Raw genomic sequence first — 12523 nt, 5'->3', positions numbered from 1 at the left:
TGTTCTCGGGTAAAGACGTTCTCAACTAATCTATTTATCCTTCGCTCTGAAAACACTGGAGATCCGGCGTGCCGGATTCAGATGACTATAATGGCGTCCATACGCAAAGTAGATAATCAATCCGATGATCAACCAAGCAAAAAACGTAATCCATGTCAGCGCTGCAAGGCGTGTCATCAAGTATACACAACCCAAGGCACTCAGAATCGGAATCAGTGGCACAAGTGGAACGCGAAATCCGCGTTTGAGATCGGGGTTATTTTTACGCAACTCAATAATGCCGAGACTTACAACTGCAAAAGCAAACAATGTTCCGATGTTCGTAAGCTCCGCTAAATGTCCCAACGAGATGAACCCGGAGAACAAAGCCACGATAATGCCCGCAACCCATGTCCCTACAGCTGGTGTCTGACTTTTACCACTAACCTTGGAGAAGACAGGTGACAGTAGTCCGTCACGAGACATGGAATAGAGCAAACGTGTCTGACCATACATCATGACCAGCAATACCGTCGTAATCCCCGCAATCGCTCCAAGAGATACAATCCAGGATAATCCCTTTAATTGTACAAATTCAAATGCAAACGCAACCGGATCACTTACATTCAACATGTTATACGGCACGATCCCTGTGAGAATCAATGATACAACAATGTAGAGAACGGTACAGATCGCTAGTGACGCAATAATTCCAATCGGCAAATCCCGTTGAGGCCGCTTGACCTCTTCTGCAGCTGTGGAGACCGCATCAAATCCGATATAAGCAAAGAATACGGTAGCTGCTCCCGCAGTTACGCCTGAGATACCAAAGGGCAAGAATGGCTGCCAGTTGGTTGGCTCTACATAGAAGACACCCACACCAATAAAGATCAACACCACAATAATTTTAATCGCTACCATGATGCCGTTCGCACGAGCCGCCTCCTTCACCCCTCGGGTTAGCAGGAAGGTGATAATTAACGTAATGACCGCAGCCGTGATGTCAAAATAGGTTCCTTTTTCCGGGCTGAACGCACTCGTAAGCGCATGGGGTAACTCCAATCCGAATCCGGACAATAACGTCTGGAAATATCCAGACCACCCACTGGCTACCGCCGCACTCGCGAATCCATACTCCAATATCAGATCCCAACCCAGAACCCAGGCAATCACTTCGCCAAAAGCCGTATAACTATACGTGTACGCACTACCCGATGCCGGTATGCTTGAGGCAAATTCAGAGTAACACAATGCAGCGAAGGCACATATGATACCTGCCAGCAAGAATGACAGTACAAGGCCCGGGCCAGCATACGTTGCGGCAGCTACACCGGTCAGCACAAAAATCCCGGTACCAATAATAGCTCCTACGCCAAGTGTTGTTAAGTCCAACGGACCGAGCGCCCGTTTCAACGCACTGCTGTTATCACCCTCCGAGGCAATTGGTTTTTTACGAAATAATGAAGATCGTTGTTCGTTCTCACGCATAGTCATGTTCCTCTCGTCATGAATCTTGAATGTGCTATGGATGCAGCAGAGATTAAATGGTTTCCCATCTGTTCTATGAAAAAGTCATTTGTTCTATCTTATCGATCACCTATAAAAACCTATCGAATTCTACACGTTATCGCGTTGCTTGGTTAAATTTATTTTTAGAGATCACCACTTATTTTGTTCTTTTTCCCCGAAAATTATCATGATCTGTTGCACGTGGATGAATATGAAAATGGATTTAAAACAAAACTGCGTATAATTTATATTATGCGCAGTTTTTACGAGCCTAATTTTCTGCGGGAAACATCTTTAATACCTTGTTATCTGAAGTTACGAAAATGAAAGCTCTTTTCGTCTTTTTCCGCTGTCCCTTCCTCCGTTATCCTGTCTAATTCGACGATATGAAGGCATGTAAAAGAGCCACATAACATTATGCGGCCCTTCATTTCAGTTTTTTATGAAAACCGATTCACGAAAAAGCAATTCTCTCTGCATCCGACATCCGGTATTGGGATAACAAATATTCTTTGCTCTGCATCGCTGCATGACGAATGGCGTCCAAATCAACATGCAACAGCTTACCCTCTCGCTTCACGAGTCTACCTGCTACAAAAACCGTATCCACATTGGATGGATTGGCAAATTGTACGACAGCGCCGATTGGATCATGGACGGGGAACAGATTCAGATCAGTAGTACGAATCATGATCAGATCTGCTTCCTTTCCTGGGGTCAGCGTTCCAACCTTCTGCTCCAAACCTAATGCTTGGGCACCAGCTGAAGTTGCAAATCTCAGTACTTGGCTGGACTGCAAGTTTAATTCACCTGGCATCTCACCCTGCTGCAGAAGTTCTTCGTTGGCTCTGGATCGTTCAGCCTGAAGTGCAAACTTCATCTGCGAGAACATATCTCCGCCTGTGGACGTCACCACATCTACACCAAGTGTAGGGGTTCCACCATGTTCAAGAAAATAGCCAGTGGCCGGGTATCCATGCCCCATCATCATTTCAACCTCAGGTGTGACCGACAAGGAAGCACCGCTATCCGCCAGCATTTTATATTCATCCATGCCCATGGTGTTACCATGAACGATATTCACCCGTGGACTTAACAGTCCCGCTTCGTACATGTGACTAATTGAGCGATCTACCGATCCCAGCTGCCAAATCCGGCGTGCATGGAACAGATGACATCCAGTTCTTGGGCCAGCTCGATCTCTTTTACGGTTGTATCCCAATGACTGAACTCTGGACCACGAATGGCAAGCCCATAAGTAAGCAATTGATCCCGTGATGAAAAATAACGTTCTTTGACTCTTCGCACATCATTTGAATATGTCAGTTGACTATCCCGGTTCCAGTAGTTCGTCTCACCAGGCACTCCGTGAGCAAATACTGCCCGAATCCCCGCATCCTGAAGACCACGAATCAGTTCATCCGTATGGTCAGGGGAATATGGCATACTCCAATCCAACACTGTCGTAACACCTGCATTAAGCGCTTCCAAGGAACCGAGCAGGTTAGCAATATAACTATCCTGTGGGCGGAGCTTACTTCCCATCGCACCATAATAGAGATTCTGCAAATAAACAGGCAATGACCAATTGGTTCCCGCTGTTTTGACCAGTGATTCCCACATATGTCGATGTGTATCCACCAGCCCAGGCATAATAATCATGGATGAAGCATCGATGACCTCCACATCCAAAATATCCAGGTCGGGCTGGACCGCCGTGATCAGTGAATCCTGGATCAGGACGTCCGCCCTTTTATACTGTCCAATTCGAGCATCCATCGACAACACGCAGCCATTTTTCAACAGATAACTTGTCCGCACAAGACACATCTCCCATCTTATTGGTTTGAAAGACGAACATATCCTGCATACGAATCCGAACGGCTTCTGACTGTTTTTTCGCTAGTATATATACATTATATAGTTAATGTTAATATTTATCAATTTTGGGTTTTTCGTTTCGCTCTAAATCTTCTGACTTTCATCAAGTTCCCGCACATCTTATCATCACAGTACTTCTGTGTTCTGCTTCGGGTATCATCATAGAACATCCAGCGACAATCCGAATTATCACAGATCCGAATCCTTCCCCCTTCTCCCTCCACCAGAGTCAAAGCAAAATCAGCAGCTACCTCAGCCATAACCTGTTGCCAGTGAGCTTCTACAGCTATTAGTTGGAGTTTCAATCCCTGATCAATTATAGTCAATGTTCTTCTCACATGTCCTGCTTCCATAACACCATTCAACCATTGTTTTTCTTTATCCGTTAATGATGCTCCAGAAGACAAGCGGGCTCCAAGGGCCAACAAATCATTCCTGAAATTTCTCATCGATAACTCATCTTCTGGAGATGCAGGTACAGAAGCCTGGAGTTGCCATCGATCCAAAAATTCTTGCTGCCAGTTCGCCTTACCGAGCCTGTCCTCCGATCGATCTCCCCCACGCCAATCATGATAATCGCTGTTTACAAAATCGGTCCAAAGTCTGTCCATGTCTACCCCCGTTTAGTGTAACTACCTTAATTTAATAAAGATGGTTACACTCTGTCTTTGATGTGTTATATTAAGTGTAACCTCATTAATCAGTTTTAGCTAGTTACATCACAAATCACCATGATACTCAAGGAGGAAACGACAATGACAAAAACAACAGCATTAGATGTGTTACTGATTCAAAAGGATGATACATGGGATCAATGCAATTGGATTGTACCTTTGTCGAAGTCTTTGGAAGGTCTTACAGCAGAGCAAGCAGCCTGGATTCCACCCTCAGGAGGATTAAGCATCTGGCAGTTGGTTAACCATATGTATTATTACAATCATCGCTTATTATGTCGCATGCAAGGTAAAGAACCTAACCTTCCTGCTGTAGACTCCAATGAATACACGTTTGGCAATCCTGGAGATGCAACGGATGAAGCCGGATGGAATACACTGATGAAGAGTACAACTCGATTAGCCCAACAGTTGCGAGATCAATTGGCTGCACTCGAAGAGTCAGACCTTGAAGCTGCTTATATGGACTCCGAAGAGAAATGGGCACACGAACTTGCCCGCTGGATACTTCATGATGCGTATCACGCAGGTCAGATCGTGCTTCTTCGCAGACAACAAGGAAGCTGGAAAATCGTTTTCTAAAAAAATGCTTGAACTGCTAGCGCTTACAGGAATAAGATGAAATTATTAATGTTACAGCTTGTTCAACACACTATATAATTGAATAGGATCTTCGGGGTAGGGTGCAATTCCCAACCGGCGGTGATGTTCTTCGGAACCAGCCCGCGACTCGCTATTTGTTCTTAACAAAGGACATTTAGCGACTGACTTGGTGTGAATCCAAGGCCGACGGTACAGTCCGGATGAGAGAAGATCAACACATTGACATGCCGTTCACGGGAAGGCCTCTTTCCTGACGCATGTCCTTGGATGAGCCCCCGTTTATTTGGTATATACCAAAACGGGGGCTTTTGTCGATTTTGCCAACTGAAGATTCCGTGTTCTGACGAAGGAGTCCTGAATATGGAAAAGACATCAGCAGCATCACCTGTTTACCGCAAGGAACGAAGTAATACCGGATTCTGGCTTGTAGTTCTCGGCGCCGCCTTATGGGGTGTCGACCCACTCTTCCGCATTATTTTGCTAAACACGATGACATCCACGCAGATTGTACTGGTGGAACATATCATCGTCAGTCTTATTGCCATTCCCGTGCTGTGGAAATTCCGGTCTGACCTGAAGAACCTGCGTGCTCGCCACTGGATTGCCGTGATTTTTATCTCATGGGGAGGATCAGCACTCGCAACGGTATTGTTCACCATGGCGCTTACACATAACGATCCGAATACGGTGCTTTTATTGCAAAAAATGCAACCGCTCTTCGCTATCGTGCTGGCTAAACTGTTATTGAAAGAAACGTTACCACGGCGCTTCGGTGGATTGTTCTTCATTGCTTTAGCAGGAACCTACCTGCTTACATTTGGCTTCACATTGCCATTAGGTAACTGGGACAACTGGATTCATGCTGGAAGCTTGTTATCCCTTGGGGCTGCTGCCTTATGGGGAGGTTCAACCGTTATGGGCCGATTGATGCTGGGGCAGGCGCGTTATGAAACGGTCACCTCCCTGCGCTTTGTCGTTGCTCTCCCGCTCCTGATCTTTATGACGTGGAACGAAGGTGCAGCATGGACGTTTCCATCCGGAACGGGTGAACAGACTGCTGTTATCCTCAATATTCTCGGTCAGGCATTGTTACCAGGTTTGCTAAGTCTTCTGTTGTATTACAAAGGTCTGTCGTCAACCAAAGCCTCTGTTGCAACACTCGCGGAACTTAGCTTCCCGATGGCGGGTGTGTTGGTGAACTGGATTGCTTTCCGTACACTGATTACATGGGAACAGCTGCTTGGTTTTATCCTGATCTGGGTAGCCCTTTTCGCCATTTCCAAACAGCAGGAACGCTCATCAACTGCGGCCGATGCGGCACCGAAGCTGCGTACAGAGTAAGTGGATATATCCGAGGTTCTCATATAAACAAATAGTCAAATATAAAAATAAAACCATTGCACATCAAATTAGATGAGCAGTGGTTTTTTTATTTCCATTACTCGATATTACTCGATCTGCCCCTCTTTCCCTCCTCTCATACCGAATATCAAAATCATCGCGCTAAGTCTCTTCTATGTTTTGTCTTTTATCCAATCCGGTGGTACGATGACATATGGAATAAACAGATGAATTATATTCAGAGAGGAACGATCATAATGTCTTCATTCTCATATACTTCCTACGACGCCGTAGGTTTGGCTGAACTGATCCGATCCCGGGAAGTATCCCCGGTTGAAATGCTGGAAGCGGCGTTTGCACGCCTTGAAGAAGTGAATCCGCAACTTAATGCGGTTATTCGTACATATGAAAATCGCGCATGGGAGGAAGCCAGTTTGGTTCGCCCTGGAGAACAACCTTTTGCCGGTGTGCCCCTGCTCTTGAAAGATATCTCGCAATCCTTGGAAGGTGAATTTCTGACTTCAGGCTCTCGTCTGTTCAGTGAGCATCGGGCATTACGCAATTCCAATTTTGTCACTCGACTCCGTGATGCAGGCTTTATCTTCATAGGACATACCAATACGCCTGAATTTGGTTTGAAAAATATTACCGAGCCCCGTCTTCATGGTCCAACTCGCAATCCATGGAATATCAATCACTCCCCAGGTGGGTCAAGTGGCGGCGCTGCCGCGGCAGTAGCTTCAGGGATTGTCCCACTTGCCGGAGCCAGTGACGGAGGCGGCTCGATTCGTATCCCGGCTTCCTTTAGCGGGTTGTTTGGATTAAAGCCAACCCGCGGGCGCACTCCTGTCGGACCCGGAGTTGGTCGTCAATGGCAAGGCGCATCCATTGATTTTGCCCTATCCCGCTCGGTTCGGGACAGTGCCGCCCTGCTTGATACTTTACAAGTCATACAGCCTGAAGCTGCATTTCATGCACCACTCTTTCCAGGCAGTTACTTGGCAGATATGAGCTATCCACATCAACGCAAATTGAAAATCGCATACACAACGGATTCGCCTGTAGGTACACCCGTCAGTGCAGAAGCCAAAGAGTCTGTATTCAAGCTCGTTCGCTGGTTGGAAGACCAAGGTCATCATGTTGAAGAAAAGCTGAGTCCGGTTAACGGAGTCCGGTTGATGGAGAACTACTATATGATGAACAGTGGAGAAATGGCGGCAATGATCTCTTCCATGGAACGCTCCATGGGCCGGGCTCTGACCTCCGATGATATGGAGATTGAATCCTGGGTTCTGGCTGAAGCTGGAAAAAAGGTGTCCGCCGCGGAATTTGTACATAGCTTAGCTGAATGGGATGTAGCTGCAGCTCAGATGTCTACCTTGTTTGAGCGTTATGACTTCTACGTCACACCCGTTAATGCTTTTCCTGCGCCTAAGATTGGAGAATTAACACCTCATGATGAACAGATCCGTAATCTGATGCGAATTAGTGAGTTGGACAAGACCCAGCAACAACAACTCATCTATGAAATGTTTGAGCCAAGTCTTACGTATACACCTTTCACCCAGCTTGCGAATCTGACCGGCCAGCCTGCGATAAGTGTACCTCTGCATCTCACACCTGAAGGTTTGCCAATGGGTGTTCAAGTGATGGCAACCAAGGGACGCGAAGATTGGTTATTACATCTGGCCGGACAGCTTGAAAAGTCAAATCTATGGATCGGGATGAATGGTAACCCACTTTTTCCAGTCTAAAAATATATGTTGCACTCCCACCAGCAGGCCTGCTCTGCTGGTTTTTCCTTTTTAAAATACAAGATAAATAGTTTAAATTCGTTTATGTTTACATAATAATTATGATGTTAATTTATATAGCATCCTCCATTCCATGTTCAGTGCATAATTTTATAGAATACAGGTGATCATAAGTTGGTGGTAAATTAACCTACTGGAGGGAAATCAAATCATGGGTATTCTAAGTGGCAACCCCAAGAACGAGCCGATGCATTATGGTGAAATCTTTAGTGTATGGCAATGTTCCACAATAGCCAAAGGCGCTGTATCTTGCTATCAAGCTTATATGAGTCATGCAGGAGATAAAGATTTAAAGAAAATCCTGGAAGATCTGCTGGACCAAGCCAAACTGGAAATTAAAGAATGTGATACACTATTGACTGAAAATGGTATTGCCCCTGCACCACTACTGCCGGAAAGACCACATGTAGAGTTTGAAGATATCCCGGCTGGCGCAAGATTCACAGACCCCGAGATTGCTGCAAAAATAACAGCTGATACATCCATGGGTCTGGTTGCTGCAAGCCAAACGATTGGGCAATCGATCAGAGAAGATATTGGCGCCCTATTTGCTAAATATCATGCGACCAAAACAGCTCTAGGCCTTCGAATTCTTCAAATGAACAAAGAAAAAGGTTGGCTTATTCCCCCACCGCTTCAAGTTAAAAGACCGGATTCAGAATAGAGTTCAGAAGACGTCTAACAATATGTTGTAGTGAATTGAAGAGACAAAGCAGAAGAAGCCCCCAATCTTCTGCTTTGTTTTTTTGTTATTTTACTGTTTACTTTCCAATGATCAGGTTAATAAAATTTTGAATTCATTCAGAAATTTATAACATCTTTATTGGAGGGAATCATATGTTTCGACATCAGAAAGAGTTACAATTTGAAGTTAAAGTAGATCGTCCCGATCCCATGCTTGCACGTCAGGTTCAAGAAGTGTTGGGAGGACAATTTGGCGAAATGACCGTCATGATGCAGTACCTTTTTCAGGGATTCAATTGCCGAGGTGAAGAGAAATATAAAGATATGCTCATGGATATTGGCACCGAAGAAATTGGACATGTCGAGATGCTCTGCTCATTAATCAGCCAGTTGCTGGATGGTGCTACTCCTCAGGCACAGCAACAAGCCGCAGAAGATCCTGTAACAGCTGCAATTATGGGCGGTATCAATCCGCAACATCTGCTCGTCAGTGGTCTGGGTGGCTTACCAACCAACTCAAACGGTGTTCCGTGGAATGGTTCGTATATCGTGGCAAGCGGTAACTTGCTTGCAGACATGCGTTCTAATTTGCATGCCGAGAGTCAGGGTCGCCTTCAGGTAGCAAGACTGTACCATATGACAACAGATGAAGGCGTACGGGCTACTTTCCGTAAAATGTTAGCACGTGACCGTTATCACCAGTATCAATGGATGGCAGCTATTCAGGAACTGGAGGAAAAAAACGGAGTCGTTGTTCCAGCTTCTTTCCCTCCAGAAGCCGAGCAAGAATCACAGCCGCAAGCCTATGAATTCTGGAATCTCTCCGAGGGAACTGAATCCGCCGAAGGTTTATGGGCTGCAGGAAGTGCACCTGATGGAAGCGGAGACTATGTATATATCTCCAACCCTGTTCCAAAGGGACAGATACATGAGCCCGTTATCCCTGCCACAGAACTTCACCATGACCTGGATATGAAAACAACAGACAAATAAAGTTTAAATTTCTATTTTTTTAAAACATTTTGAATTAATCCTGTTTATACGCTTTATAGCAGGGTACTAACATAATAGAATAATCAATTCTTGGAGGTGCTTAATAATGGCAACTAAGGAACTTGCATTACATGAGAAACTCGAAGTACATGAACTGCTAACCCTCAAAACTTCGTGTGCCACCAAAGCCGTAACGATGCTGGAACTCGTAAAAGACGACACACTAAAATCCTTAATCGAAGAAGATTTGAATAACTCTTCCAAAGCTATTGAAGATTTAAAATCCCTATTAAAATAAGGAGGTTGCTCTTATGACTACAACCAAAACGAAAGAAATGCTCGTTAAAGCCGTTGCTCCCATGGATGATTTGGCCATTGCCACCGATATGCTCCTCTCCGCTAAGTCAGCGGTACGTACCTATGCAATAGCTCTTACCGAAACTGCAACCCCCCGAGTTCGGAAAGTCCTTAAGGCTCAATTGGATACTTCAATCGAAACCCACCAAAAGATCGCAGACTATATGATCAAAAATGAGATGTATCATCCCTATAGTATAGAAGAACAAGTTGAACACGATTTGCAGAAGTCAGACATGGCGTTAAAATTGTTGGATGATAATTAATGATTAATGCTTAAAAACGACTCAGTTTACGACTGAGTCGTTTTTTGATACCAGAGCATATTGCACTCATATTTCCCACTAGTTTTTTTCGTTTTTCTGCATACCTTTCTTTCTCAATAGGATGACAACCAACAGTAACACGGGTAAAAAAATCTGAAATACAGGAGAACTATAATTCAACGTGAATCCTCGCCCTATTTCAATATGTTCTGTAAATGTCGGTGATAAAAAAGACAACCCATATAGAATAAGCGCTACTGGAAACACCCATTTCCTATAGTTAGCTCCAGTTATTCTTTCGAGTCCAATCACGGCTCCATGGAAAAATGCAGCCATTTTAATACCCAATCCGAGGAATAGGAGTAAAGTGAACAAGGCATCCATCCGTTCAAACACTTCAGTCAAATTGATTAATTGTACTGTCTCCAAAAGCGGGAGTGTACTATAGGCAGCAATCTGAGAACCCAAGACAAAAATGACAAGTTGATTGATAAATGTTAAAGCGAGAGCCGTTAGGATATAGGCGATGATCACCGCTCTATTAAGATTCCTGCCTTTCCGAGCATAGGGATAAAAGACCAGGAATAAGACAACCTGCCCAAATGGAAAGGATACGATCTCCGGAAAAGCCGCTTGAAGAATCGGCTTCCACCCATTCTCCAACACAGGCAAGGCCAGATCGGAGTGAAAAAGACCTGTCGTTGGGATTAAGAGGCTGATTAATGTATAGCCTAGTGCCATGAGTGGAAACAGAATCATACACATGAGAAATAGTACACGATATCCATATCGTACGGTGTTGGATACAACGATAATGGTAATCAGGCTGATGATCCACATTGACGTTCTATTTAGCAAAGTTAATTCTGTGACTTCACTGAGGTCACGCAAATTCCGTGAAGCCTCATAAGCGAAATAACCTACGAATGAAAGGCTTACGATTGTCCCTAGTACTTTTCCCATATAACGGCGACACAGAAGAAACAAATCCAATTCAGGTTCCTGATGATGAATAGCCAGATGAAGGAGTAGTAACACCAAGCCACCAGCAGCCCCGGCGAGCATGGCTAACCATGCATCCTGTTTGGCATCTCCACCTATCAGAAACAAGGTTGTACTGCCAACTTCAAATAAGGAAAGACAAACAGCCAATTCGGATACGCGAAGCTCCCTAGCCAATTTCATGATTGAACCTCTCCTTGGTGTTAGTCTTTCTGTTCGCCAAGCAACTTGCTGAAAGAATCTTGAAGCAGACCTACTCGTTTCAAAGTTACGTTTACGTTTATGTTAATATCCATCTGTGCCAATTCACTAGACCAGTTGTCTTTTAGAACTTTCCACTCTTTGGGATGTCTTTGATGTATTTTGTTCGCGATCCCCAACATATCGACATGAAGCCGCTGGTTCCCTCTCCATCCGTCCAATATCTGTGCTTGAATGACTTGTTCAGCCTGTCGCTGCATTTCATGAATGGTATGTGTTCTAACGATATCCTCACCGGATGTGCTCTCATCCAGTTCAGCGTCGACCTTTGCATCTACCTGAACAGCATAATGAAGCCCCTTTTTCACAGGAACGACCTTAACTTTTGCTTTGCGCACAAGAAAAGAGTTTACCTCCCCCTTTGCACCTTTATAGGTCAAGTTGGTCCAGTTCACCCTGTCTGTTAGCCAGACGATACCCATACTTTCTTTTTGGTTCAGAACTCCGATCTTTTTGTCTTTGAGAAATACACTTAACCCTTGAAGTCTTAGATTCCCGGGTATTGATGTCTCCTTAAAAATATCAATTGAACTTTGTTTGTTATCGCCCAGTGTATCTGTTGTAACACCAGGAATCCCGGCAGATCCACTGTCTGAAGTGATCTTCAGACCAACCTCATGTATGTTCATCACGGGATAGTACGACCCTTTTTCATTATTACGTTCCAAAATCTCGGATAAAGCACGGCCAGGCTGTTTCTCGGGAGGAATCAATTTTTCGAGATATTCTCTTGCCTGACCATCTGCAATAATAAGCTTGGCAGATTCCCTGGAACCAATATTTCGATAATAGTGATCCATGATCTCAGCAATCCCATATCTCGCCGCTTCTTCCCCGATCAGGACGACATTGGTATGAGCAAAATATAATCTTTTGGGATTTTCGATACTGCTTTGGGCAACGGCCTCTCGAATCGTTCTACCTTCTGACGAAAAGGTGTTCACAGGCGCTTGAGATCCACTAGACGAGGACCCAATTGAACTGCTCGCTGGCGGTACAATAATCTGATAGGTAATGATCCACTTTCCGTTTTTTCGGTCAAACCCTGTTGCCGTTGTGATGCCCAGATCATTTAATTCTGTGCGATTTCCACAACCAGCAGTAATCAGTCCAACCATGAGAAAGATTAATATGGACTGCAAACGAATCATATAAATCG

11 protein-coding genes, 1 pseudogene and 1 riboswitch are annotated in these 12523 nt (G+C 44.7%); of the genes and pseudogenes, 7 read left to right on the top strand and 5 right to left on the bottom strand.

What is annotated here, in order from left to right:
• Nucleotides 1-30: 30 nt before the first annotated feature.
• The 3 genes and pseudogenes from bcaP to FE296_RS25335 form a co-directional block, all read right to left on the bottom strand.
• On the bottom strand, nt 31-1467 hold the full coding sequence (gene bcaP, locus FE296_RS25345; protein WP_190945533.1) for a branched-chain amino acid transporter BcaP: 1437 nt from the start codon (nt 1465-1467) through the stop codon (nt 31-33).
• A 475-nt stretch (nt 1468-1942) separates the two neighbouring features.
• Nucleotides 1943-3318: pseudogene (locus FE296_RS25340) on the bottom strand (amidohydrolase family protein).
• 110 nt (nt 3319-3428) lie between these two features.
• The gene (locus tag FE296_RS25335) at nt 3429-3980 is read right to left on the bottom strand and encodes a CGNR zinc finger domain-containing protein (protein WP_124115216.1); all 552 of its coding nucleotides are present in this window, start codon (nt 3978-3980) and stop codon (nt 3429-3431) included.
• A 144-nt stretch (nt 3981-4124) separates the two neighbouring features.
• Here FE296_RS25335 and FE296_RS25330 point away from each other — a divergent pair, with 144 nt between their 5' ends.
• The 7 genes from FE296_RS25330 (at nt 4125) to FE296_RS25300 (ending at nt 10101) form a co-directional block, all read left to right on the top strand.
• Complete coding sequence (locus tag FE296_RS25330) at nt 4125-4625, top strand: DinB family protein (RefSeq protein ID WP_150366734.1); 501 nt, start codon at nt 4125-4127, stop codon at nt 4623-4625.
• 83 nt (nt 4626-4708) lie between these two features.
• A riboswitch (FMN riboswitch) is annotated at nt 4709-4862 on the top strand.
• Between the two features lie 144 nt (nt 4863-5006).
• Nucleotides 5007-5987 carry a DMT family transporter gene (locus FE296_RS25325; protein WP_017688115.1) on the top strand — a complete coding sequence of 327 codons (981 nt, stop codon included), beginning with the start codon at nt 5007-5009 and terminating at the stop codon, nt 5985-5987.
• 257 nt (nt 5988-6244) lie between these two features.
• Entirely contained in the window at nt 6245-7741 is a 1497-nt protein-coding gene (locus FE296_RS25320) for an amidase (protein WP_150366733.1), read from the top strand.
• Between the two features lie 211 nt (nt 7742-7952).
• Nucleotides 7953-8465 (top strand): DUF3231 family protein, encoded by a 513-nt coding sequence (locus FE296_RS25315; protein ID WP_124115219.1) that lies wholly within the window; start codon nt 7953-7955, stop codon nt 8463-8465.
• Nucleotides 8466-8638: 173 nt separating this feature from the next.
• A complete protein-coding gene (locus FE296_RS25310) occupies nt 8639-9478 on the top strand; it encodes a manganese catalase (RefSeq protein ID WP_150366732.1) in 840 nt (279 codons plus the stop codon).
• A 106-nt stretch (nt 9479-9584) separates the two neighbouring features.
• Nucleotides 9585-9776 (top strand): spore coat protein, encoded by a 192-nt coding sequence (locus tag FE296_RS25305; RefSeq protein ID WP_124115221.1) that lies wholly within the window; start codon nt 9585-9587, stop codon nt 9774-9776.
• Between the two features lie 13 nt (nt 9777-9789).
• Nucleotides 9790-10101, top strand: coding sequence for a spore coat protein (locus tag FE296_RS25300; RefSeq protein ID WP_124115222.1), 312 nt, complete (start codon nt 9790-9792; stop codon nt 10099-10101).
• A gap of 78 nt (nt 10102-10179) precedes the next feature.
• Here the strand turns inward: FE296_RS25300 and FE296_RS25295 are convergent, their stop codons facing one another.
• Both FE296_RS25295 and FE296_RS25290 read right to left on the bottom strand, forming a co-directional pair.
• On the bottom strand, nt 10180-11286 hold the full coding sequence (locus FE296_RS25295; protein WP_150366731.1) for a GerAB/ArcD/ProY family transporter: 1107 nt from the start codon (nt 11284-11286) through the stop codon (nt 10180-10182).
• Between the two features lie 20 nt (nt 11287-11306).
• Nucleotides 11307-12515, bottom strand: a complete 1209-nt coding sequence (locus FE296_RS25290; RefSeq protein WP_124115224.1) for a Ger(x)C family spore germination protein — start codon at nt 12513-12515, stop codon at nt 11307-11309.
• Nucleotides 12516-12523 lie beyond the last annotated feature (8 nt).

It is taken from the genome of Paenibacillus sp. UASWS1643, from assembly GCF_008693195.1.
GTDB classification, from domain to species: domain Bacteria; phylum Bacillota; class Bacilli; order Paenibacillales; family Paenibacillaceae; genus Paenibacillus; species Paenibacillus amylolyticus_B.
This window is presented reverse-complemented; position numbering and strand designations above follow the sequence as displayed.

Bases quoted from the DNA above. Each gene is read 5' to 3' on its own strand.
- FE296_RS25325 (WP_017688115.1), top strand. From the start codon at position 5,007: ATGGAAAAGACATCAGCAGCATCACCTGTTTACCGCAAGGAACGAAGT.
- FE296_RS25310 (WP_150366732.1), top strand. From the start codon at position 8,639: ATGTTTCGACATCAGAAAGAGTTACAATTTGAAGTTAAAGTAGATCGT.
- FE296_RS25305 (WP_124115221.1), top strand. From the start codon at position 9,585: ATGGCAACTAAGGAACTTGCATTACATGAGAAACTCGAAGTACATGAA.
- FE296_RS25335 (WP_124115216.1), bottom strand. From the start codon at position 3,980: ATGGACAGACTTTGGACCGATTTTGTAAACAGCGATTATCATGATTGG.
- FE296_RS25290 (WP_124115224.1), bottom strand. From the start codon at position 12,515: ATGATTCGTTTGCAGTCCATATTAATCTTTCTCATGGTTGGACTGATT.
- FE296_RS25320 (WP_150366733.1), top strand. From the start codon at position 6,245: ATGTCTTCATTCTCATATACTTCCTACGACGCCGTAGGTTTGGCTGAA.
- FE296_RS25330 (WP_150366734.1), top strand. From the start codon at position 4,125: ATGACAAAAACAACAGCATTAGATGTGTTACTGATTCAAAAGGATGAT.
- FE296_RS25295 (WP_150366731.1), bottom strand. From the start codon at position 11,286: ATGAAATTGGCTAGGGAGCTTCGCGTATCCGAATTGGCTGTTTGTCTT.
- bcaP (WP_190945533.1), bottom strand. From the start codon at position 1,467: ATGCGTGAGAACGAACAACGATCTTCATTATTTCGTAAAAAACCAATT.
- FE296_RS25300 (WP_124115222.1), top strand. From the start codon at position 9,790: ATGACTACAACCAAAACGAAAGAAATGCTCGTTAAAGCCGTTGCTCCC.
- FE296_RS25315 (WP_124115219.1), top strand. From the start codon at position 7,953: ATGGGTATTCTAAGTGGCAACCCCAAGAACGAGCCGATGCATTATGGT.